General features: G+C 60.1%; 24 protein-coding genes. 19 read left to right on the plus strand and 5 right to left on the minus strand.

Going from position 1 to position 20,675, the window contains the following annotated elements; all coding sequences use genetic code 11:
- Positions 1 to 32: 32 nt before the first annotated feature.
- The 4 genes from GA0061102_RS12630 to GA0061102_RS12645 are packed head-to-tail and all read right to left on the minus strand — an operon-like array spanning position 33 to position 1,782.
- On the minus strand, positions 33 to 653 hold the full coding sequence (locus GA0061102_RS12630) for a glutathione S-transferase family protein (RefSeq protein WP_092847898.1): 621 nt from the start codon (positions 651 to 653) through the stop codon (positions 33 to 35).
- 13 nt (positions 654 to 666) lie between these two features.
- Positions 667 to 1,146, minus strand: coding sequence for an SRPBCC family protein (locus GA0061102_RS12635; RefSeq protein ID WP_092847534.1), 480 nt, complete (start codon positions 1,144 to 1,146; stop codon positions 667 to 669).
- Positions 1,143 to 1,472 (minus strand): ArsR/SmtB family transcription factor, encoded by a 330-nt coding sequence (locus GA0061102_RS12640; protein ID WP_092847542.1) that lies wholly within the window; start codon positions 1,470 to 1,472, stop codon positions 1,143 to 1,145. The genes GA0061102_RS12635 and GA0061102_RS12640 overlap by 4 nt, the downstream gene beginning before the upstream one ends.
- A gap of 49 nt (positions 1,473 to 1,521) precedes the next feature.
- Positions 1,522 to 1,782 (minus strand): hypothetical protein, encoded by a 261-nt coding sequence (locus tag GA0061102_RS12645; protein ID WP_139115054.1) that lies wholly within the window; start codon positions 1,780 to 1,782, stop codon positions 1,522 to 1,524.
- 207 nt (positions 1,783 to 1,989) lie between these two features.
- On the opposite strand from GA0061102_RS12645, the gene ctlX reads away from it, so the two are divergent.
- From ctlX to GA0061102_RS12680, 7 genes are all read left to right on the plus strand, one after another.
- Complete coding sequence (gene ctlX, locus GA0061102_RS12650; protein ID WP_092847552.1) at positions 1,990 to 2,952, plus strand: citrulline utilization hydrolase CtlX; 963 nt, start codon at positions 1,990 to 1,992, stop codon at positions 2,950 to 2,952.
- Between the two features lie 41 nt (positions 2,953 to 2,993).
- Entirely contained in the window at positions 2,994 to 3,797 is an 804-nt protein-coding gene (locus GA0061102_RS12655; RefSeq protein WP_092847557.1) for a dimethylarginine dimethylaminohydrolase family protein, read from the plus strand.
- A gap of 29 nt (positions 3,798 to 3,826) precedes the next feature.
- Positions 3,827 to 4,627, plus strand: coding sequence for a transporter substrate-binding domain-containing protein (locus GA0061102_RS12660; RefSeq protein WP_092847560.1), 801 nt, complete (start codon positions 3,827 to 3,829; stop codon positions 4,625 to 4,627).
- Positions 4,628 to 4,811: 184 nt separating this feature from the next.
- Positions 4,812 to 5,525, plus strand: a complete 714-nt coding sequence (locus GA0061102_RS12665) for an ABC transporter permease (protein ID WP_092847568.1) — start codon at positions 4,812 to 4,814, stop codon at positions 5,523 to 5,525.
- Complete coding sequence (locus GA0061102_RS12670; protein WP_092847578.1) at positions 5,525 to 6,226, plus strand: ABC transporter permease; 702 nt, start codon at positions 5,525 to 5,527, stop codon at positions 6,224 to 6,226. Before GA0061102_RS12665 ends, GA0061102_RS12670 begins: the two co-directional genes overlap by 1 nt.
- 26 nt (positions 6,227 to 6,252) lie before the next feature.
- Positions 6,253 to 7,017, plus strand: a complete 765-nt coding sequence (locus GA0061102_RS12675) for an ABC transporter ATP-binding protein (RefSeq protein ID WP_092847585.1) — start codon at positions 6,253 to 6,255, stop codon at positions 7,015 to 7,017.
- 8 nt (positions 7,018 to 7,025) lie between these two features.
- Positions 7,026 to 8,177: a M20 aminoacylase family protein gene (locus tag GA0061102_RS12680; protein ID WP_092847588.1), complete on the plus strand. Its 1,152-nt coding sequence runs from the start codon at positions 7,026 to 7,028 to the stop codon at positions 8,175 to 8,177.
- Positions 8,178 to 8,250: 73 nt separating this feature from the next.
- Here GA0061102_RS12680 and GA0061102_RS12685 read toward each other — a convergent pair whose 3' ends face one another.
- A complete protein-coding gene (locus tag GA0061102_RS12685) occupies positions 8,251 to 8,709 on the minus strand; it encodes a MarR family winged helix-turn-helix transcriptional regulator (protein WP_092847591.1) in 459 nt (152 codons plus the stop codon).
- An 83-nt stretch (positions 8,710 to 8,792) separates the two neighbouring features.
- Here GA0061102_RS12685 and GA0061102_RS12690 point away from each other — a divergent pair, with 83 nt between their 5' ends.
- The 12 genes from GA0061102_RS12690 to GA0061102_RS12745 all read left to right on the plus strand — a co-directional run bounded on the left by GA0061102_RS12690 (position 8,793) and on the right by GA0061102_RS12745 (position 20,500).
- Positions 8,793 to 9,203 (plus strand): DoxX family protein, encoded by a 411-nt coding sequence (locus GA0061102_RS12690; protein WP_092847595.1) that lies wholly within the window; start codon positions 8,793 to 8,795, stop codon positions 9,201 to 9,203.
- 22 nt (positions 9,204 to 9,225) lie between these two features.
- Positions 9,226 to 9,909, plus strand: a complete 684-nt coding sequence (locus GA0061102_RS12695; protein ID WP_092847598.1) for a glutathione S-transferase family protein — start codon at positions 9,226 to 9,228, stop codon at positions 9,907 to 9,909.
- Between the two features lie 483 nt (positions 9,910 to 10,392).
- Positions 10,393 to 10,920 (plus strand): GNAT family N-acetyltransferase, encoded by a 528-nt coding sequence (locus tag GA0061102_RS12700; protein WP_092847601.1) that lies wholly within the window; start codon positions 10,393 to 10,395, stop codon positions 10,918 to 10,920.
- A 132-nt stretch (positions 10,921 to 11,052) separates the two neighbouring features.
- Positions 11,053 to 11,874 (plus strand): DeoR/GlpR family DNA-binding transcription regulator, encoded by an 822-nt coding sequence (locus tag GA0061102_RS12705; RefSeq protein WP_092847604.1) that lies wholly within the window; start codon positions 11,053 to 11,055, stop codon positions 11,872 to 11,874.
- A complete protein-coding gene (locus GA0061102_RS12710) occupies positions 11,867 to 13,402 on the plus strand; it encodes an alkaline phosphatase family protein (protein WP_245297994.1) in 1,536 nt (511 codons plus the stop codon). The genes GA0061102_RS12705 and GA0061102_RS12710 overlap by 8 nt, the downstream gene beginning before the upstream one ends.
- 135 nt (positions 13,403 to 13,537) lie before the next feature.
- Positions 13,538 to 15,178 (plus strand): ABC transporter substrate-binding protein, encoded by a 1,641-nt coding sequence (locus tag GA0061102_RS12715; RefSeq protein ID WP_092847611.1) that lies wholly within the window; start codon positions 13,538 to 13,540, stop codon positions 15,176 to 15,178.
- Positions 15,179 to 15,245: 67 nt separating this feature from the next.
- Positions 15,246 to 16,109 carry a metallophosphoesterase gene (locus tag GA0061102_RS12720; RefSeq protein ID WP_092847617.1) on the plus strand — a complete coding sequence of 288 codons (864 nt, stop codon included), beginning with the start codon at positions 15,246 to 15,248 and terminating at the stop codon, positions 16,107 to 16,109.
- The gene (locus GA0061102_RS12725) at positions 16,102 to 17,118 is read left to right on the plus strand and encodes an ABC transporter ATP-binding protein (RefSeq protein ID WP_092847620.1); all 1,017 of its coding nucleotides are present in this window, start codon (positions 16,102 to 16,104) and stop codon (positions 17,116 to 17,118) included. Before GA0061102_RS12720 ends, GA0061102_RS12725 begins: the two co-directional genes overlap by 8 nt.
- Positions 17,115 to 18,110: an ABC transporter ATP-binding protein gene (locus tag GA0061102_RS12730; protein ID WP_092847626.1), complete on the plus strand. Its 996-nt coding sequence runs from the start codon at positions 17,115 to 17,117 to the stop codon at positions 18,108 to 18,110. Before GA0061102_RS12725 ends, GA0061102_RS12730 begins: the two co-directional genes overlap by 4 nt.
- 2 nt (positions 18,111 to 18,112) lie before the next feature.
- Entirely contained in the window at positions 18,113 to 19,048 is a 936-nt protein-coding gene (locus GA0061102_RS12735) for an ABC transporter permease (protein WP_092847630.1), read from the plus strand.
- Between the two features lie 11 nt (positions 19,049 to 19,059).
- A complete protein-coding gene (locus GA0061102_RS12740; protein ID WP_092847633.1) occupies positions 19,060 to 19,956 on the plus strand; it encodes an ABC transporter permease in 897 nt (298 codons plus the stop codon).
- Positions 19,957 to 20,080: 124 nt separating this feature from the next.
- Entirely contained in the window at positions 20,081 to 20,500 is a 420-nt protein-coding gene (locus GA0061102_RS12745) for a hypothetical protein (protein WP_139115055.1), read from the plus strand.
- The last annotated feature ends 175 nt before the right edge of the window (positions 20,501 to 20,675 follow it).

The raw sequence follows: 20,675 nt of genomic DNA on the forward strand, positions 1-20,675 counted from the left end.
TCAATGTCTCCAATCGTAAGCATGGGGCCTAGCTAATCTCGCTGAAGGTTCAGCGGAAATGGATCATGCCAGGCGTCGATCCGATCAAGCGCTTCGTACCATCGGGACAGGTGACGAAACTGACAGAAATCGAATCCCATTGCATCCGCGTATGGAAGTGCGGCACCGATTGCGAAATCTGCAGCAGTTACCGCAGATCCGACGGTCCATGTTCGACCGGCGAGATGTTCGTCGATGATCCGGCAACTCACCACGAGGCTTGCACATGCCTCTTCAATGATCCGCTCGTCCTCATGCAGCCCCAACAACGGCTTGATCAACCTCTCGAACCATATCGTTGCGCCATAGCGGGTAAAATGGGCAGCATCCCAACTCATCCAGCGTGTAATATCGAACCGTCGCGCATCTTCCGGCCAAAAATCCGAACCCGCCCGATCCGACAGGAAGCGCATGATCGCGTTGGCTTCCCATAGCCGCAAATCGCCATCGGTTAGAACCGGAACCTTGCCGTTCGGATTGAGTGCCAGAAATTCGGGCGTTCTCTGCTCGCCACGCGCCAGATCCACGCGAATGAACTCGACGTCCACACCGAGATAGCGGGCTGCCGCGCAGGCCTTTCGCGGATTTAGCGTCTCGCAATAATAGAGTTTCATCGGTTGCCCCATGTCAGCGGCCCTCTTCGACCTGGTGCTTGAGCAGGATCGCCAGTCGTTCAAAGGTCTGGTTCCAGCCATCGGTGTGGCCATCACGCGACGCGTCACTGCTGAACGGTCCCTGGTGAAACGTCATTTCCGTCGAGCCACCCAATGCGACCAAATCGACGGTCACGATCGTCTCGGGGCTTATGCCGCCGTCGCTTTGCTCCCAATGATGGGTGAAGCGGAGACGCGATGGCGGATTGATCTCCAAATAGCGTCCGGCGACCCAGTGGCGCTCGCCATCGGGTGCTATGAGGCAGGCGCGGTGAGCACCGCCAACGCGCAGCTCAAGTTTGTCCGGAACGCATCGGAAGCCTTTCGGCCCCATCCATTCCACCATGATTTCGGGATCGGTCCACGCCTTGAAAATCACTTCGGGCGTTGCGGCGAACACTCGCACCATCCGAATTTCGTTCGAGACGGGCGTACGCAGTTGATCGGAATTCATTTTTCGTTTCCTCCTGTCTTCTCGATGTAGGCATCCAGGCGATCGAAGCTCTCTCGCCAGAAGTGGCTGTAGTCTTCGAGCCAATCGGCGATCCCCTTCAATGCAATGGGGCACAGCTCGCGTGGACGTGACTGCGCCTGCCGCCTCGTGGCGATGAGCCCCGCTTCCTCCAGAACTTTTAGATGTTTGGAAATGGTAGGCTGCGCCAGATCGAAAGGATCAGCGAGCTCGGCGACCGTGGCGGCGCCCTGGCTCAGCCTGGCGACGATCGCCCGTCGTGTCGGATCGGACAGTGCCGAGAAGATTGCATCGAGGTTTTGCTGCATATATCACCTTTTAGCTATATTTCCATATAGCAATATTATTGAGCCAAGGTCAAGCATCTCGATGCGCCAAATGTGCACTTAGTTTCTCTCCATGCGGCGTATCTTCGTCACCTTCCCGTTCGTGTAGCAATTCGCTCCGGGACTGCTGAGGATCGAAGCTGAGCACCTTGCCCAGGTAGGAAAGCGCATCCAGCAAGACCGAGAGAACACAGTCCGCCAATCCTCCCGCGAAGAGGAAATCGAACGCTAATCCGCACACCATAAAGGTGCACTGAACAATTTGAACAAAGCGACTAAGCAGTATGCTCACTTTTCTGTCAAAATTTCTATAGTTCTCAAATTTCAACTAACGCTATGCCTACCTACGCTGCCCTCATCAAACTTCCTGAGGGAGCTGAAACACGTGGTTGATTATGTAGGCGGCGGCAATGTCGCTGGGTTGGTCCGATCAGTCGGTATAAAGACACTCTTGCCTGGTCAGACAGCATCCGTGCTGCGACGGAGCGATGTCTGAGCAATGAGCAAGCTTTCCGTACAAGCGCCGAAGTCCGTCGTCATGATCCGGCCGCATCACTTCACGCCGAATCCGATGACCGCCAACGACAACTCGTTCCAGTCGAATGACGAGAAGCGGGCGGCGGCGGCCATAGCCAGCACCGCCTTCGACGAGGTGACGCGCATGGCCGAGGGGCTGGCTGCGGCCGGCGTGACCGTGCATGTCTTCGAAGACAAGACAGCCGCAACGCCCGACTCCGTCTTTCCGAACAACTGGTTTTCCACGCACTCGGGCGGCCATGTCGCCATCTATCCAATGTATTCGGCGAGCCGCCAGTCCGAACGGCGCAGCGACGTGATCGAGATGCTGAAAACAGACTATCGCGTCCAGGACGTAATCGACTATTCCGGCCTTGAGAAAGACCATGTCTATCTCGAAGGCACCGGCGCCATGGTGCTCGACCATATCGGCCGCGTTGCCTATGCCGTCCGCTCCAACCGCACCAATGAGGTGGCACTGGAACGATTCTGCACGCATTTCAATTTCGAGCCGATGGTCTTCGACGCAGTCGATCGCAACGGCAAGGCGATCTATCACACCAACGTGCTGATGTGCGTCGGAACCGACTTTGCACTTCTCGGATCGCAGATGATCCCGGATGTCGCCCGGAGGCGCGAAATCATCGCACGCCTCGAAGAGACTGGCCGCAAGGTCATCGACCTGTCGGTCGAGCAGATTGAGAACTTCGCCGGCAACGCGATTGAGCTGGACGGCAAGGACGGTAGGCTGGTCGTGCTGTCCGCCAGGGCCCATGAAGCGCTTGATGCCGCTCAGATCGAAGAGATCGAACAGTCGGCAAAATTGCTGCCATTCGACGTCTCGACCATCGAGCTCGCCGGCGGATCGGTCCGCTGCATGCTCGCCGGAATTCATCTTTCGCGCCGCGAGCCGGCAGCCACACAATTGCTTTACGCCGCCGGTTGAGCCGGATAGAGAAGCCCGTACAAAAGTAAAGGTACCTGCAAATGTCGCAAGCAAGATCAGTTTATCACTTCAATTCCGTCATCGTCCGCGAGCCTTCGCGTTCTGTCGTCAATGGCCTTCGCGCCGACGATCGGGGCAACCCGACCTATGAAGGCGTCAAGGCCGAGCACGACGGCTATATCGCCGCCATGCGTGACGCCGGCGTAGAAGTCACGATCCTGCCAGCGCTCGAAGCCTTCCCGGACTCGATCTTCGTGGAAGACCCGGCACTCGTCTTTCCCGAAGGCGCGATCCTCCTTCGTCCGGGCGCGGTCAGCCGTGTCGGCGAAACGGCCGAAATCACCCCGACGCTGCGCGATATGTTCGAAACCGTGCTTGACCTGCCGACCCCAGGTTTTGCCGATGGCGGCGACGTGCTGACGACGCCGAAGAGCGTCATGATCGGCCTTTCCGCACGCACCGACAAGGTTGGTGCCGAGGCCCTTTCCGCCTGCATCGCCAAGCTCGGCCGCAAGGCTGAGATCGTAGCGACCCCGGAAGGCGTGCTGCATTTCAAAACCGATTGCTCGCTGCTCGACGACGAAAGCGTGCTGTCGACCGCCCGCCTCGCCCGCTCCGGCGTCTTCAAGGATTTCAAGCAGATCATCATTCCGGAAGGCGAGGAGCCGGCTGCCAACGCGCTGCGCGTCAATGATGTCGTCATGGTCGGTTCCGACTTCCCGCGCACGATCGAGATGCTCGACAAGCTCGGCTACAAGGTCGTGCCGATGAAGACGACCGAGATCGGAAAGATCGATGCGGGCCTGTCCTGCATGTCGCTGCGCTGGTACCGCAACGGCCGATAAGCAAACTCAAGAACAAACGGGAGAATAGAATGCACAGCTTCAAATCGAAAATCATCGCCGGTGTCGCACTGATACTGTCCGCCGGCTTTGCTCATGCCGAGGATACCATCCGCCTCGGCATGACCCCCGAGCCCTATATGCCGTTTACGCAGGTCAATTCCGCGGGCCAATGGGAAGGCCTCGAGGCCGATCTTTCCCGCGCTGTCTGCGCGAAAATGCAGATCAAGTGCGATATCAAGCAGATGGCTTGGGACGGCCTGATCCCGTCGCTGAACGAAAAGAAGGTCGATTTCATCATCGGCGCCTTCTCAATCACCGATGACCGCCGCAAGGTCGTCGACTTCAGCACGCCCTACTACACCGAGGGAACGTCCTTCGTCGGCGCCAAGTCCGACAGCACGAAGATCACCACGGCCGATGCGCCTGACGGCGCAGGCAAGATCCTCGATCCGTCGATCGTATCAGGCAAGATCATCGGCGTGCAGACCTCCAGCGTCCAGGCCGCCTACGTCGCGAAGTACCTGAAGGGTGCAGAAGCCAAGAGCTACGACACCGCTGACAACTCCGTTGCCGATCTCGTTGCTGGCCGCGTCGACTATGTTCTGATCCCGGATCTCTACATCCAGACGTTCCTGAAGTCGCCCGCGGGTGCCGACTACGAGGTGAAGCTCGAAGTCCCGAAGAACACCACGCTTGGCGAAGGCGTAGCCTATGCCATCCGCAAGAGCGATGCGGACACACTCGGCAAGGTCAACAAGGCCCTTGCCGAACTCGACAAGGACGGCACGACGCAGAAGCTCGTCGACAAGTGGATCTTCGACAAGAAGTAATTGCGTGACGCCGGGCGTGGCCTCTTCCGCGCCCGGCGGCGCCCTCTCCTGCTCCCGTCGCGACATCGCTTCCACAGCCTCATCGCAGCCTTCATGAGCAGACGGCGCCCGATTCCGCATATCGGCAACATAAGGCCGTCCGGCTGACCACCACAGGCGAAGCCGCATAGAGCAGGTAGAACGCATGGACACATATTGGCACTTGCTCGGCTGGGGGCCGGAAGGCTGGGGCGCAAATTTTGCCTGGGGCTTGCTGATGACCCTCCAGGTATCGATCGTCTCCTACGTAGTAGCAGTGATTTTCGGCTTCCTGGGAGCCGTCGGCAAGCTTTCGCACCACCGGTCGCTTCGCATCATCGCCGGAATCTATACGACGGTCGTACGCTCGCTGCCGGAACTGCTGGTCATTCTTCTTCTCTATTTCTCCGTCGCAAGCGGTGCCGAACGCTTCCTGAAATATGCCGGCCTCGTCGACTCCAGCTTCCAGTTCAGCCCCTTCTGGGCGGCTATCATCGCGCTCGCCTTCGTCTCCGGTGCCTTCATGACCGAGGTTCTCCGCTCCGCCTATCTTGCGGTGCCCCCCGGCCAGATCGAGGCGGCCGTGTCGATCGGTATGCGGCAGCGCAAGATCCTGACCCGCGTCGTCCTGCCGCAAATGATGCGCCATGCGGTGCCCGGAATGGGCAATCTCTGGCTGTCCATCACCAAGGAAAGCGCCATCATCTCCGTGCTCGGCTCGTTTAGCGAGTTGCTCTATACCGGCTACCGCGCAGCCGCCAGCACCAAGCAATACATTCTCTTCTATGGCCTGACGGCCCTGCTCTTCCTGCTTATTACGCTGGTTTCCGTTCTCGTCATCAGCCGCATCGAAAAGCACCTGAACCGGGGGCATCGCTGATGGAAACGATCACCAACGTCATTTCCTTCCTGCCTGCCCTCATCAAGGCCATGCCGCTGACGCTGCTGCTGACGGTAACGGCAGGCATCTTCGGCCTCGTCATCGGCACGCTGACCGCGCTCGCCCGCCTGTCGAAGTACAGGTTGCTGGCCTGGCCCGCCTTCGCCTTCACCTTCACCTTTCGCGGCACGCCTTTGCTGGTGCAGATCTATCTGATCTATTACGGCCTCGGCCAGGTCCTGCCTGGAACCTGGGTTCGCCATAGCTTCCTCTGGCCCTATCTGCGTGACGGCCTTTGGTACGCGATTGCAGCACTCAGCCTGAACCAGGCATCCTACAATGCCGAAGTCATCCGCGGCGCCATTCAGGCAATTCCGCGCGGTCAGATCGAGGCGGCTCTTTCGGTCGGCATGAGACCATGGACGATCCTTCGTCGCGTGACCCTGCCGCAAGCATTCCGCCACTGCATGCCGGTTCTGACGAGCGATCTCATCATCCTACTAAAGACGACATCGCTCGCCTCGACGATCACGATTCTTGAGGTGATGGGAACCGCGCGGATGCTGCAGCGCCAGTCGCTGCTGATCTTCGAACCGCTGATCGCCGCCGGCATCATCTATTTCGCCGTGGTCTTCATCCTGACCCGGATCATGAACATCGTCGAGCTCCGCATGACGCGCTATCGCGCCGCTCGGAAGTGAGCTTGAAAGCCTCGGGAGGAATTGAAATGGTCGAGACTGCGCTCTCGGTGAAGGACATCCACAAGAGTTTCGGCGATGTCGAGGTGTTGAAGGGTATATCCTTCGAAGCCCGCAAGGGCGATGTGATCTCGCTGATCGGCAGCAGCGGTTCGGGCAAGAGCACCTTGCTTCGTTGCATCAACTATCTCGAGACGCCGGACAGGGGCGAAATCTCGGTGGCGGGCGAAGCCATCCGCACGGCTTCGGCGCGGGGCGGCAAGATGCATGCTGCGGATCCCCGGCAGCTGGAACACATTCGCACCCGGCTCGGCATGGTCTTCCAGAGCTTCAATCTCTGGTCTCACCGGACGATCCTCGAAAACATCATCGAAGGACCGATCCATGTTCTCGGCACGTCACGCAAGGATGCGATCGCTGAGGCTGAAGTCTTGATGGAGAAGGTCGGCATTACGCCGAAGCGCGATCAATATCCGGCACAACTCTCCGGCGGGCAGCAGCAACGCGCGGCAATCGCCCGTGCGCTTGCCATGAAGCCAGAGGTGATGCTGTTCGACGAGCCGACATCCGCACTCGATCCGGAGCTCGTCAATGAGGTGCTTCAGGTGATCAAGAAGCTTGCCGAAGAAGGGCGCACCATGGTCATGGTCACCCACGAGATGGCGCTTGCGCGCGACATTTCGAGCGAGGTGATCTTCCTGCACAAGGGACTGGTCGAAGAGCGTGGCGCCCCTGAGAACGTCATGAGGAACCCGCAATCCGAACGGCTTCGTCAATTTCTCCGGATGGGATGAGGACTGAAATGAGCGACATCAATTTCCAGAATTTCCTGCCGGAGCTTATCGAGATCCGGCACCGGCTGCACCAGATGCCGGAGATCGGGCTTTCAGAATTTAAGACGTCCGATTTCATTGCCGCTCAACTCGAAAAATGGGGCTTCGAGATCACGCGCGGCCTCGGCAAGACCGGCATCGTCGCGAGCCTTCGCGCTGGCAACAGCAATCGCGCCATCGGCTTTCGCGCCGATTTCGACGCCCTGCCGATGCAGGAGGAAACCAACCTTCCCTATGCCAGCCAGCATCCGGGCGCCATGCATGCCTGCGGCCATGACGGCCACACGAGCATGCTACTCGGTGCTGCGTGGGCGCTGTCGCAGGATAAGAGCCTCTCCGGCACCGTGCATTTCATCTTCCAGCCGGCCGAGGAGAATTTTGGCGGCGGCAAGCTGATGATCGAGGATGGTTTGTTCGAGCGCTTCCCCTGCGATCAGGTTTTCGCCCTGCATAACTGGCCGGGCATTCCAACCGGTACCTTCACGACCCGCGCCGGGCCGATCGCAGCCTCGATCGACGTGGTGACGGTGACCGTGAAGGGCAAAGGCGGCCATGGTGCGCAGCCGGAATTGACCGTCGATCCCGTGGTCGTCGGCTCCAGCATCGTCATGGCGCTCCAGACGCTGGTGTCGCGAAACATCTCCCCTCACCAGCCTGCAGTCGTGACCGTCGGCGCTTTCCTGTCCGGCTCGGCATCCAACATCATCCCCGACACTGCAGCGCTTGAGATCAGCATGCGGGCGATGAGCCCGATGGTGCGCGAGGAGATCCGCGAGCGCGTGGAACAGATCGCAACATTTCAGGCCAAGAGCTACGGTGCAGATATCTCTTTCGACTGGCATGTCGGCTATCCCGCGACGATCAACGACAGGCAAGCCGTGGAAGCAGCAAAATCCATGATCGTGCAGCGCTTCGGCGAGGACGCATTTGTCGATCTTGACCTTCCATTGATGGGAAGCGAGGACTTTTCGTTCCTGCTCGAAAAGGTTCCCGGCGCCTATGTCCTGATCGGCAACGGCGACAGCGCTGGCCTGCACACCACGACCTACGACTTCAACGACGAGATCCTTGGGCGCGGCGCGTTGTATTTCTACTATCTGGCCAAGGATCGACTGGCATAGATCTCCAGACAAAGCGACGCCGATGGACTGGGCGGGCACGGCAAACCGTGCCCTTCCGCTTTTACTCGAGAAATCAGGGAGTGCGTGACAGCTTGGCCAGTAAATCGGCCAGTTGATCGGCCTGAGCAGCGTCCAATTTATCGCCGAGATGACGCTGGATCGCTGGCGCATAGACACTCCACATGCGCTTCTGCATGGTTCGGCCATCGTCGGTAATGATGACCCAACGGCCGCGACCGTCTTCTGAGAATACTTCCCGCTGAACGAGCCCGGCCTTTTCCATCCGGTCCAGAAGGCGAGACAGATTGTGCTGTGCCAGCAGCGTGCGCTGCTCGATTTCGTAAGGCCGCAATCTACCGTCCTCGGCTCGCGACAGTTCCAGAAGCACGTCATACCACCCAAGCGGCGGAACAGAGGCCGCCTTCAGATCTTGCTCGATCGCCTCGAGGACAATCTGCTGGGCGCGCATGAGCCGCACCCATGCGCGGGTGATGGAGGGGTGGAGTTGCGATGCATCTGAACATTCGGACATAGATGCAATTACATCCATATTGACCGAAAGCGCAAGACTCAATATAGATGCAATTACATCTACACTCAGTGGAGCCTCCGCCCATGTCTCATGATCGCCTGACCGAATATGCCGTCACGCTGCTGCGTGTCAGCCTCGGCTTGATGTATCTCGCCCATTCCATCGTGCTCAAACTTTTCACCTTCGGACTTGCCGGTACGGCGAGCTATTTCGAGTCGATTGGCCTGCCCGGATGGCTGGCATATCTCACCTTCTCGGCCGAGGCCGTCGGGGGCTTAATGCTGGTTCTTGGCATCTATGCCCGTTGGGTCGCCTTAGCGCTGCTCCCGGCGCTGCTCGGCGCGATCATCTGGGCGCATAGCGGCAATGGGTGGGTGTTCAACGCGCCGGGCGGTGGCTGGGAGTATCCGCTCTACCTCGTCGTGCTGTCCGTAGCCCAATTCCTGCTTGGCGACGGCCGCTATGCACTCCGTCCAACTCTTCCCTTACGCTGAACCGACTTCAGGAGAACTCACCATGTCCGAAACAAAGTTGACCCTCGTCAGTCACCATTTATGCCCTTACGTCCAGCGCGCCGCCATCGCCCTTGCCGAAAAGAACATCCCTTTCGAGCGCCGTTATATCGATCTGTCGGCAAAGCCCGATTGGTTCCATGCCATCTCGCCACTCGGCAAGGTGCCGCTGCTGATCGTCAGTGGGGAAGATGGAACCGAAGCGGTGTTATTCGAGAGCGCCGTGATCTGCGAATATCTGGAGGAAACGCAACCCGGCGCTCCGCTCCACCCTGCTGACCCATTGAAGCGGGCGCTGCACCGGGGATGGATCGAGTTCGGCTCCTCCATCCTTTCAGACCTGTGGGGCTTCGAGACCGCCAAGGATGCCACTACCTATGAAGCCAAGCGCCTCGCCCTTATCGACAAGTTCGGCCGCGTTGAGGCCGAATTGGGTGCCGGGCCATTTTTCACCGGCGAATCGTTTAGCCTGGTCGACGCGGTCTTTGCCCCAATCTTCCGCTATTTCGATGTGTTCGACACCATTACACCGACCGGAGTCTTTGATAGGCTGCCGCGCGTCAAACCCTGGCGAGAGGCCTTGGCCGAGCGCGAAAGCGTACGCCAGGCTGTTAGTGACGACTACAGCAATCGCCTCATGGCCTTCCTCAAACACCATGATGCCTGGCTATTGAAATTGGCGGCATGAAATGAGCTCAATTCCAGGCCAGCGGCAATGAAAGCATCGGCGCAGGACAAATCGCTGGCTCGAGCCTTTCCGGCGTACAGGCCTCATTATCTGTCCCCCCATCGCCTCGGAAGCGATCTTGGCCAGCGGCGAAATCACGATCTTGATGTCATTGATCTTCTATTGGTTGGTGTCCGCGGTCTGCAAGGTCGTTGCCGGTCATTGCAACGTCACGCAGAGCGAGGCTTTACCGGCGAGGGCATGGAACTGCCTGCCACTCCCTGTGGTCCTTTATGGATAAGTGTCATCCTGTGTGCCCGGGCACACAAACTTCAAACAAATGTCACGCAACCGTAATTTTGAGCTTCTAGCTCTCCTGTTGAGCCAAGCGGATACGACGAAGGGCGAAAACGACCTCCCTGCGGTCATAAGGGTCCTGCTCAAAGGTATTGGCAGATCAATTTTCATCACCTCCATATTAACGACAGCCAGCGAGCATCGCACATGACACGTCCAACCTCCTCTACTCTGGTCATACGCCCATGGATGGAAACCGACTCCATAAACGAAATGACCGCATTGCTGCATCGCGCGTATGGCGGCTTGGCGAGAATGGGGCTGCGCTTTATGGCGACCCATCAGAGCGATGAGGTTACCGCGAAGCGCATTGCCGAAGGTCAGTGTTTCGTCGGCCTAATCGACGGGAAAATCTGCGGCACGATCCTGTTCAAGAATGCAAGCCAGACCAAGGGCTGTGCCTGGTACGACCAACCGGAGGTATCGAGCATTGCTCAATTCGGCGTCGAGCCCGACCTGCAGGCCAAGGGGCTTGGCCGCCAGCTGATCGCCTTTGCCGAGCGACAGGCGATTGCCAGTGGTGCGCGGGAATTGTCGCTCGATACGGCTGAGCCCGCCACGCATTTGGTCGATTGGTATACCCGGCTTGGCTATCGTTTCATTGGCCATGAACAATGGTCCCACACCAATTATCGCAGCGTCATGCTGAGCAAGGCTCTATCGGCAGGTCTGTAGAGCTGCGCCGCCGAATGTTGGACTTTGTGTGATAATGTTGCCTCTCTTAATTTCGTTACACAAACTTCAATTAGGTGTCACGCGACTGTAATTTTGAACCTCTAAGTCTCTCCGCGAACCAAGGAGAGACCTTTGTCGAAACTTCCCGCAGCCGGTCGACATCAAAACATTGTCAGCCTCGTCAACGGCGGCCATGGCATGTCGATCGCCGCCATGGCCGAGGCATTCGGGGTTTCGACCGAGACGGTGCGCCGCGACCTGGTGGCGCTCGAGCGCAATGGAGCCCTAAGACGTGTTTATGGCGGCGCCATCCCGTCGGATCGCAAGGCGCCGCTCGAAGACCGTGTGCTGATGGAGCGGGCTGGGAAGCAGGCCATGGGCCGCAGGGTTTCCTCGCTCATCGAAGCCGATCAATGGATATTCATGACCGGCGGTTCCTCGGTGCTTGCCGTTGCGGAGGCGATGCGCGACGGCCCGACCGTTTCGGTGATGACGAATATGCCTGCTATCGGCGAAGCGCTGCAGGCGGGCCAGCGCCACCGTGTTCATTTCACCGGTGGCGAATATAATGCCTCAAGCAAGATGCTGATCGGCGACGAAGTTTTCGATGCCATCGAAAACTGCAGCTTCGATCTCTCCATAGTCGGCGTCTACGGGTTGGACGAACGCTTCGGCCTCGTCGAAGAAACCCGCCACAACATGCGGCTCAAGCTGCAGATCGTCAGCCAGTCGCGCGACGCCATCTATGTGGCCGATCACACCAAGATCGGTGCACCTGGCCGCTACCAGTCCATCCCCTTCAAGGATATCAGCACCTTCGTCACCGACGAACAGCTCGCCCCCCGTTTTACCGCTCTTCTCACAGAGGCTGGCGCCAGCATCCTTTACCCGGAGAAAGCGGACGACGACGCGCTCCAAGTTTCTACCGCAGCAGAGAACCCGGACCATGAGTGACATTGCCCACGTCATCATTCTCGGCGTCGACGGGCTCCGGCCCGACCAGATCAATGCCGTGACCATGCCGAACCTTCACGCCCTGAAGCAAAGGGGCGTCGCCAGCAGCGATCACCGCACGGTGTTTCCGAGCGAAACGCGCGGCGCGCTGTCGGCACTGGCCAATGGTGCCAAGCCCGAGAGCACGGGCGTTCTGGGCAACGATTTCTACGCCCGCAATGGCGGCAACAGACTTGCCGGCACCGACACCATCCACGATTGGCGCCATGGCGAAGCACAATATGCCGGCGGCATGGTGCATACGGTCAACCTCAGCGAAACCCTCGCCAAAGCCGGCAGGTCCTTTGCCGTCGTCACCTCCAGCGGTCAGGGTTCGTTCACCGCGCTTAATTGGAAGGGTGCAGAACATGGGCAGACGGGCTTCAACGTCCGCCATCCGCAGCTCGCCTTCCCGCACGATCTCGCCATCGACATCACGGCACGCCACAAAGTCCCAAGCACAGGCTTCGAGCGCGGCGCCGAGGCAAAGGCAGTCGACATCTTCGTCAATTCCGTCTGGTCGGCCAAGAAGCCGAGCGCCTCGATCATCTGGCTGACCGAAGTCGACAGCGCTTCCCATCTCCACGGGCTCGGCACCGAAGGGCAGATTGAAAGCCTGATCCAGTGCGATGCGGCCATTGGCACCCTGCTCGATTGGCGCGAGCATCAGCCCGAGCGCGATGCGATCGCTGTTTTCATCACCTCAGACCACGGCCACTCAACCTCGACACGCTTCATCAACGTCGACGATGCCTTCAAGGCCGCAGGCATCCGCGCCGCCACCCGTTTCGACGATGATGTCGATATCATCTTCCGCCGCGGTCGCGCGCCTGGCCTGTGGCTGCGCCAGTACGATAAGGGACTCCTGCAGGCCGCCTTTGATGCCATCGTGGCGCAGGATTGGTATGGCGCGACCTTTACCCGCGCCATCGAGCCTGGTTCGCCCTATGGCACGATCGACGGTACTTTGGCGCTGGAATTGACCGGGGCCGGTCATCTGCGCGCACCCGATCTCTATATCAACCTCGCCGGCGACCATACGCCCAATGAATTCGGCGTGCCGGGCACATCAACCTGCGATGTCGGCAATTACAAGATCGATGTCGGCGGCGGCACGCATGGCGGCCTGCATCTCGCCGAATTGACGGCTGTGCTGATTGCCGACGGCGCCGGCCTCAAGGCGGGAGGACAGGTCATCACCACCCGCACCGGTATCACGGATTTGGCGCCGACGTGCCTGCACATGCTGGGCATTGCCGCGCCGGACACCATGACCGGCCGCGTCATGCACGAATTGCTGGAGAACGGTGAAGCCATCGACGCCCCGGTCTCCGAAGAGTTTACGGCTACGGCACAGGGCAAGACCTCGCACCTGCGCTTCGGAAGTGTGGGGACCCAAAGCTATGTCGACGAGGCCTGGGCCTCGCCGGCGGCGACGGTCCCATCGGTCAGCCACGAGGCAATCGTGGTCAAGGCGCCAGCCGAGTAACGAGCGCCACATCTAGAACTTTTCCCGCTGCGAGGGCGATCTCGCGGCGCCCATCAATCACGCAGTCTGCCGAACCCTCTTCGGTAGATCACGGTCGAGCCATGCCGCGAACAGGCGGCCTCACGGGAGACGTATATGCAAACGACCCTCAAGACCTTCACCAAAGCTGCTCTGATGAGCAGCTTGTTCCTCGGCTTCGCCTCCATTGCGATCGCTAAGGACATCACCATCAACGTTGCGGTCCAGTCCATGGGCAATGCCGGCTCGATCGAAACCGTCGAGTACAGCAGCACAGCGGCACGCAAATTCCAGAACTCGGTCTTCGAACAGCTTATCGCGCTTGATCTGCAGGACCCCAACCTTGCCTCCAAGCCGGGGCTCGCGACCGAATGGAAGTGGATCGACGATAAGACGCTCGAGTTCAAGCTGCGTCCGAACGTCAAGTTCCACAACGGCGACACCATGACCGCGGAAGACGTCGTCTTCTCATTCTCGGACGAACGCTTCGGCCTGCTGCCCGAGCAGACGACCGCCCGCGAAAAGGGCGAAACCACTTTCACCCGTGCCGACGGCAGCAAGGGCATCGTGCCGCCGGCGACCGTCGCGGCCAGCCGCGCCTCCGAATGGCCGTTGCTCGACCATGTTGAAGCCGTCAATGACCTCACCGTCCGCTTCGTCATGAAGAAGGCCACGCTTGATACCGAAGCCCGCCTCGCCCGCGTCAACTATGCCGCCATCATCTCCAAGCGCGGTTTCATGAAAACCGCCAGCTGGAACGCCTGGGCGGCCAAGCCGATCGCCACCGGCCCCTACAAGGTCGAAAACATCGAGCCCGGCTCGGCCATCCACATGGTCGCCAATCCCGATTACTGGGGCGGCAAGCCTCCGATCGACAAGCTTAACATCCTCGTCGTGCCGGAAGCTGCCAGCCGCGTGAACGGCCTGATGTCGGGTGAGTATGATATCATCTCCGATGTCGGTCCCGATCAGGTCCCGATGATCGAAGGCTCGTCCGACTTCCGTGTCGTCGGCGGTCCCGTCGCCAACGTACGCTTCATCGCTCTCGACGAGAACAACGGCCCTCTCAAGAACGTGAAGGTGCGCCAGGCCTTGAGCCATGCCATCGACCGGCAGACCATCGTCAAGACGCTCTGGGGCGGCCGCACCGCGATGTCGCAAGGCTTCCAGCATCCACTGTTCGGAGATCTCTTCGCCACCGATCACCAGACCTCGGAGTACAATCCGCAACTGGCCAAGCAGCTTCTGGCCGAATCCGGCTACAAGGGCGAACCGATCACCTACCGCGCACACAACAACTATTATCCCAACGAATTGACCATTGCGCAGTACAATCTCGAAAATCTGCGTGCCATCGGCTTCAACATCGAATTTTCGGTCATCGATAATCCCAATGATCCGAGCCCCGACCGCATGATGCAGGACCTTTCGAACACCGCCTATTTCGCCTTCCCGGCAGCGCTTCTGGCCAACAACTGCCCGAACGGCACCTACAACACCAAGACCAATCCAAAGTCCGGGATGTGGCAGAACGACGAGTTCGACCGGCTGTGCGACGTACTGAACAAGTCGACCGATCGAGCCGAGGTCAAAAAGGCCTTCACGCGCGCCCTCGACATCATCGAGAACGAAGATCCAGGCATGATCGTCCTGCACCAGAACGCCATTCTTTACGGCAAGCGATCGAACATCGAATGGGCGCCGTCGGCGATGTTTGCCATGGACTTCACGCCGGGCCATTTCGCCATCAAGAACTAAAGACACCGCGCGGGCGGGCGCTTCAACGCTCGTCCGCCGCCTTCCTCGACCTTGCAGGACGAACTTCGTGACCACCTTCTTTATGCGGCAACCTCTGCCGATCGACATGAGCGGCGGCAATTGGAGCCATTTTCGCGACGTGCTGCCGGCCGGCACCGAAGGCGTGCGCATCTATGCCGTTGGTGATATCCACGGCCATCTCGATCATCTGCTGGCCATGCAGGCAGCTATCGCCGCCGATCGAGCACAGCACCCTGTCGAGCGCATGGTGATTGTCTATCTCGGCGACCTGATCGATCGCGGCCTGCATTCCCGGTCGGTCATCGAGCAGATCGCCGCCCAGCAGAATGCCGCCAACGAGACGATGGAAATCGTCTGCCTTACCGGCAATCACGATGCCTGGCTCAATGAGTTCCTGACCGACGCCGCCGTTCTACCACTCTGGGGCCGCAAGGGCGGGCTTGAGACCTTGGCATCCTACGACTTCTCCCCCGAGGAGGTCATGCGCGCAATGGCCGATCCGGTAGCAGCCGAGGTCATGCGGCTCGCTCTCGTCGCACGCATGCCGCAGCGTCACAAGGAGTTCATCGCCACCCTGCTACTATCCTACCAACGGGGCGGCTACTTCTTCGCTCATGCGGGCGTGAATCCCGATCGATCCCTCGGGGAGCAGCGCAAAGAAGACCTGACATGGATCCGCGACCGGTTTCTGACCTCAAGAACGGACTTTGGAAAGGTCGTGGTGCATGGCCATACCTCAGGCCCTCGCGTCGAGAGCCTGCCCAACCGCATCAATGTCGACACGGGCATCTACGCCACCGGGGTCCTGAGCTGCGTGGTGCTTGAGGGTACAGAACGGCACCTTATTACCGTCGATCGTGGCACCTTGCGCGCCCTGCGCGAACAGCAGATGGAAACGCAACATGGCTGAAGCTGCCCCGCTCGTCCAGATTTCCAACCTTTGCGTCGATTTCAGCAGTCGCCACCACACGGCGCGTGCCCTGCACGGCGTCAATCTATCCATCCACCGCGGCGAGACGCTTGGCATCGTCGGCGAAAGCGGTTGCGGCAAGTCGATCACCTGGATGGCAAGCCTTGGCTTGCTCGGTGCCAATGCCCGCGTTGACGGCTCGGTCAAACTCGACGACCGCGAGATCCTTGGCTTGCCCGAGCCACAGCTCAACGCCATTCGCGGCGGTCGTGTGGCGATGATCTTCCAGGACCCGACCAGCTCGCTGAACCCGCTCCACCAGATCGGTTGGCAATTGACCGAGGCCCTCGCGCTGCACCGGAATCTGCGCGGAGCGGAAGCCCGCAAAGAAGCAGAACGTCTGCTTGATCGCGTCGGGATCGCCAATGCCCGCCGCCGCTTGGGCGAATATCCGCATGAGTTCTCCGGCGGCATGAACCAGCGCGTGATGATCGCCATGGCCTTGGCCGGCGATCCCGAACTACTCGTCGCCGACGAACCGACGACAGCGCTGGATGCCACCATTCAAGCGCAGATCCTCGATCTCCTCGATGACCTGCGTCGCGAACGCAATATGGCGCTCGTCCTGATCTCGCATGATCTCGGCATGGTATCGGAAATGACCGAGCGCGTCGTCGTCATGTATTGCGGTCGCGTGGTCGAGGACACGCCGACGAGTGCGCTGTTCTCCAGGCCTGCTCATCCCTATACGCGCGGGCTGATTGCCGCGCTGCCGGATCTCGATGGCCCTCGCCGCCGGCTTGTCGCCATCCCCGGCACGGTGCCGCCACCCGATAGACTGCCGCCCGGCTGCCCCTTCACACCGCGCTGCCCCGCGGCCATGACAACATGCGCGCAAGCGGTGCCGGCGCTGCGCGCGGTGGATGGCCAGGTTGCGCACCGCGCCGCCTGCATGCTCATGTCTCCGTCAGTGGCGGCGAGCGATGCCCTGGCGGGAGCCATGCAATGAAGGGCGCGCTGGAAGTTCGAAACTTGAGCCGGCTCTTCAAGGTGCGCGAACGCGGCCTGCTGTTCTCCGCCACCAAGGTCCTCAAAGCCGTCGACGGAATTTCCTTCAACGTTGCGCCCGGTGAAATGCTCGGCATCGTTGGCGAGAGCGGCAGCGGCAAATCGACGACGGCTAGGCTGCTGCTCGGTCATATACCCGCCAGCCGCGGCGAAATCCGCTTCGGCGGCGAAAAGGTCAGTGCCAAGCCGGATGCCGATTGGCGCCGCATGCGCCGGCGCATGCAGATGATCTACCAGGATCCTCTCGGAGCGCTCGACCCGCGCATTCCCGTGGGGCTGCAGATCGAAGAGCCGCTGATCGTCCATCGACCGGAGCTCTCCGCCGCCGAACGTCGCGCTCATGTAGCCGATGTCATGGGGCAGATCGGCCTGCTCGCCCACCACGGCACACGCTATCCGCATGAAATGTCGGGCGGCCAGCGCCAGCGCGTCATCATCGCCCGGGCGCTCATCATCGATCCGGAGCTGCTGGTCTGCGACGAGCCGGTATCCGCGCTCGACGTTTCCGTGCAGGCGCAGGTTCTCAATGTGCTCGACGACATCCGCACCCGCGCCAACTTCACCGGCGTCTTCGTCAGCCATGACCTCAAGGTTGTGCGTCAGGTCGCCGAGCGCGTTGCCGTCATGTATCTGGGCCGAATCGTCGAAATGGGCGATGTCGGTGAAGTCTTCGCCAACCCGGCCCATCCCTATACCCGTGCCCTGGTTTCCGCCGTGCCGGTGCCGGGACGCAGCAGACGCAATCGTATCGTCTTGAAGGGCGATCCGCCGAGCGCCATCGACATGCCCGCCGGCTGTCCCTTCCACACCCGCTGCCCAGAGGTACGCAAAGCCTGCCGCTCGATCCGCCCCGAGCTCGTCGAAAAGGGCCGTCGCGCAGTGGCTTGCCACCTCGTCAACAATCCCTCGCTATCCGGCATGGAGGTGGCCTGAGCATGGTCCAGTTCGTCTGCTCGCGACTTTTGCGAGCGCTGATGACGCTGTTCATCATCGTCACCTTTGCCTTTTTCGTGATGCGCCTGTCGGGCGATCCGCTGAGCCGGTTTTTCGACGTTGCCAATACGCCGCCGGAAGTCATCGAGGCCTTCCGCCGCCAATGGGGTCTCGACCAGCCGATCTGGGTACAGTTCTATAAGTATCTGGTCGCGGTGCTGCACGGCGATCTCGGCAATTCCATGCGCGAGAACCGGCCCGCCCTCGCCGTCGTGCTCGACCGGCTTCCGGCGACGCTCGCCATCATGGCACCCACGCTGCTGCTCAAAACGGCGCTCGGCCTCTTGGCGGGCATTACCGCCGCCCTGCATCGCAATTCCGTGTTCGACCGGCTGATCATGTCGATCTCCGTGCTGGGCTTTACAGTGCCCACCTTCGTACTCGCCCTGGTGCTGGCGCTGATCTTTGCGGTGCAGTTGCGCTGGCTGCCGTCAGGCGGTTACTCGAGCCCGCTCCACATGGTACTGCCCATCGTGACCCTCTCAATCGCCGGCGCTGCGGTCATCGCGCGCTACGCCCGTTCAGCAATGGTCGAAGTGCTCGGTCAACCTTTCGTTCGGACCGCCCGCGCCAAGGGTGTGCCGTGGACCAAAATCGTCATTCGCCACGTACTGCCCAATGCCGCCGTGCCTATCGTCACCATCTTCGGCTTCATGCTCGGCTCAATGGTTGGCGGCGCCGTCGTCGTCGAAAGCGTCTTCTCGTGGCCCGGAATCGGGCGTCTGTTGATCTCGTCGGTCACGTCCCGCGATCTGGCGGTGGTGCAGGTCATCCTGCTGCTCATCGGCGCGATGATGGTCATGTCCAACCTTTTGGTCGATCTTCTCTACGGCGTCATCGACCCGCGCATGCGCGCGCCACGCCAGGCCAAATCATAGGAGAACTTCCGATGGCAGCCGAAGTTGAAAACGCGCCGGCCTTCGGCGGCGTTATCCAGAGGAAATGCGGCCTCCGGGCCTTCTTCTCCGCTTGGCCGCCGCTGGTGCTGATCTCCCTCGCCTGGCTCGGGCTGATGATTCTTGTCGCGCTCTTTGCCCATTGGCTGGCGCCCTATGATTTCATGGCCACCAATGTCCTGGCGCGCCTTCGCCCGCCCGCTCTGTTCGGCGGCACGTTCGAGCACATGCTCGGCACCGATCAGCTTGGACGCGACGTCTTTTCCCGCGTCATCGCTTCGATCCGCATATCAATCACCATCGCACTCGCCGCCACCATCATCACCACCATCATCGGGGTGACGCTGGGGTTCCTTGCCGCCTATTTTCGCGGCTGGGTCGACCAGCTGATCCTGATGATGGTCGACGCCCAGCTGGCCATGCCTTTCATGATCATCGCCATAGCCGTGCTGGCATTCCTCGGCAATTCTCTCATCATCTTCGTGTTGCTGCTTGGCCTTAACGGCTGGGATATCATCACCCGCATGGCGCGGGGGCTTGCGATTTCCGCGAATGCCCAGGGCTATGCGGTTGCCGCCCGCGATATCGGCGCTTCGCCGGCCCGCATTTACCTAAGACATATCCTGCCCAATATTTCCACCACGATCGTCGTCGCCATGACGCTCAACATCCCTGGCGTCATCCTGCTCGAATCCAGCCTATCGTTCCTCGGCATCGGCTTGCAGCCGCCGCAGACCAGTCTCGGCAACATGGTTGGCTACGGCCGCGACTATATCCAGTCCGCACCATGGATCATGCTGACACCCGCCGCGATCATCGTTGTCACGACACTTTCGATATCGATCGTCGGGGACTGGCTGCGCGACAGGCTGGACCCCACCCTGCGCTGAAGGAGGTTATCTTAAGCTTGGGGCTTTGCCGGCGCCGCTGTACCCCAGCCCCTTGCGGCATCGCAGTGCTCGTTCAAAGCGACGATCCGGAGACTTTCGTCCATAACACAACTCGGCAACTGTCATGCCCGGCAGGCTACGGATTAGTCCTGCGTTAACCAAGGCCATGCGATGCTCGCGCAAACTTTTCAAAGGGCAACGCTCCATGGTTTCTGCTGTCTCTTCATCTGCGGCTGCAACGGCAGTTGCCAACGCCTCATCGTCTGCCGCCACCGAGGCTCAGCTTCAAGCCGCAATCAAGGAGAAGACGAAAGAGCTGGTTAAGGCAACGGACGAAAAGACGAAGGCCTCCCTGCAAAAGCAGATAGGCAAGCTTCAAGCACAGCTTCAAAAGCTCCAGGACGCCGATAAGGCGAACTCGGCCGCAAACACTGAAAATAAGGGTGGCAAATCGGGCTCGGCGCTTTCCGGCGAAAGCGATCGCATCGGAACCAAGAATTTCGACGCCTCCACCGACTTCGGCAAGCGGGAAGCATACGTCTGACCCGACGGCAGATGCCGTCCGGCGAGATCCAAATATCTTGCAGGGTATTGCTAGGCTCATAGCGAAAACATGAGCGATTGCCGCACGCACCGTATTATCCGATGCGTGACAGCAAGCTCCTATTTGACGAAAGCGACGATCCAGCCTTCGGCTGAACCGTCGCTTCCGGAAATGA

It is taken from the genome of Martinezella miluonensis, from assembly GCF_900094545.1.
In the GTDB taxonomy this organism is placed as follows: Bacteria; Pseudomonadota; Alphaproteobacteria; order Rhizobiales; family Rhizobiaceae; genus Rhizobium; species Rhizobium miluonense.

What these genes read in the sequence shown, in the direction of transcription:
- GA0061102_RS12665 (WP_092847568.1), top strand. Translation starts at nt 4,812, where the DNA reads ATGGACACATATTGGCACTTGCTCGGCTGGGGGCCGGAAGGCTGGGGC.
- GA0061102_RS12735 (WP_092847630.1), top strand. Translation starts at nt 18,113, where the DNA reads ATGGTCCAGTTCGTCTGCTCGCGACTTTTGCGAGCGCTGATGACGCTG.
- ctlX (WP_092847552.1), top strand. Translation starts at nt 1,990, where the DNA reads ATGAGCAAGCTTTCCGTACAAGCGCCGAAGTCCGTCGTCATGATCCGG.
- GA0061102_RS12740 (WP_092847633.1), top strand. Translation starts at nt 19,060, where the DNA reads ATGGCAGCCGAAGTTGAAAACGCGCCGGCCTTCGGCGGCGTTATCCAG.
- GA0061102_RS12690 (WP_092847595.1), top strand. Translation starts at nt 8,793, where the DNA reads ATGTCTCATGATCGCCTGACCGAATATGCCGTCACGCTGCTGCGTGTC.
- GA0061102_RS12715 (WP_092847611.1), top strand. Translation starts at nt 13,538, where the DNA reads ATGCAAACGACCCTCAAGACCTTCACCAAAGCTGCTCTGATGAGCAGC.
- GA0061102_RS12745 (WP_139115055.1), top strand. Translation starts at nt 20,081, where the DNA reads ATGCCCGGCAGGCTACGGATTAGTCCTGCGTTAACCAAGGCCATGCGA.
- GA0061102_RS12725 (WP_092847620.1), top strand. Translation starts at nt 16,102, where the DNA reads ATGGCTGAAGCTGCCCCGCTCGTCCAGATTTCCAACCTTTGCGTCGAT.
- GA0061102_RS12685 (WP_092847591.1), bottom strand. Translation starts at nt 8,709, where the DNA reads ATGTCCGAATGTTCAGATGCATCGCAACTCCACCCCTCCATCACCCGC.
- GA0061102_RS12660 (WP_092847560.1), top strand. Translation starts at nt 3,827, where the DNA reads ATGCACAGCTTCAAATCGAAAATCATCGCCGGTGTCGCACTGATACTG.
- GA0061102_RS12710 (WP_245297994.1), top strand. Translation starts at nt 11,867, where the DNA reads ATGAGTGACATTGCCCACGTCATCATTCTCGGCGTCGACGGGCTCCGG.
- GA0061102_RS12730 (WP_092847626.1), top strand. Translation starts at nt 17,115, where the DNA reads ATGAAGGGCGCGCTGGAAGTTCGAAACTTGAGCCGGCTCTTCAAGGTG.
- GA0061102_RS12630 (WP_092847898.1), bottom strand. Translation starts at nt 653, where the DNA reads ATGAAACTCTATTATTGCGAGACGCTAAATCCGCGAAAGGCCTGCGCG.
- GA0061102_RS12655 (WP_092847557.1), top strand. Translation starts at nt 2,994, where the DNA reads ATGTCGCAAGCAAGATCAGTTTATCACTTCAATTCCGTCATCGTCCGC.
- GA0061102_RS12640 (WP_092847542.1), bottom strand. Translation starts at nt 1,472, where the DNA reads ATGCAGCAAAACCTCGATGCAATCTTCTCGGCACTGTCCGATCCGACA.
- GA0061102_RS12675 (WP_092847585.1), top strand. Translation starts at nt 6,253, where the DNA reads ATGGTCGAGACTGCGCTCTCGGTGAAGGACATCCACAAGAGTTTCGGC.
- GA0061102_RS12680 (WP_092847588.1), top strand. Translation starts at nt 7,026, where the DNA reads ATGAGCGACATCAATTTCCAGAATTTCCTGCCGGAGCTTATCGAGATC.
- GA0061102_RS12635 (WP_092847534.1), bottom strand. Translation starts at nt 1,146, where the DNA reads ATGAATTCCGATCAACTGCGTACGCCCGTCTCGAACGAAATTCGGATG.
- GA0061102_RS12700 (WP_092847601.1), top strand. Translation starts at nt 10,393, where the DNA reads ATGACACGTCCAACCTCCTCTACTCTGGTCATACGCCCATGGATGGAA.
- GA0061102_RS12695 (WP_092847598.1), top strand. Translation starts at nt 9,226, where the DNA reads ATGTCCGAAACAAAGTTGACCCTCGTCAGTCACCATTTATGCCCTTAC.
- GA0061102_RS12670 (WP_092847578.1), top strand. Translation starts at nt 5,525, where the DNA reads ATGGAAACGATCACCAACGTCATTTCCTTCCTGCCTGCCCTCATCAAG.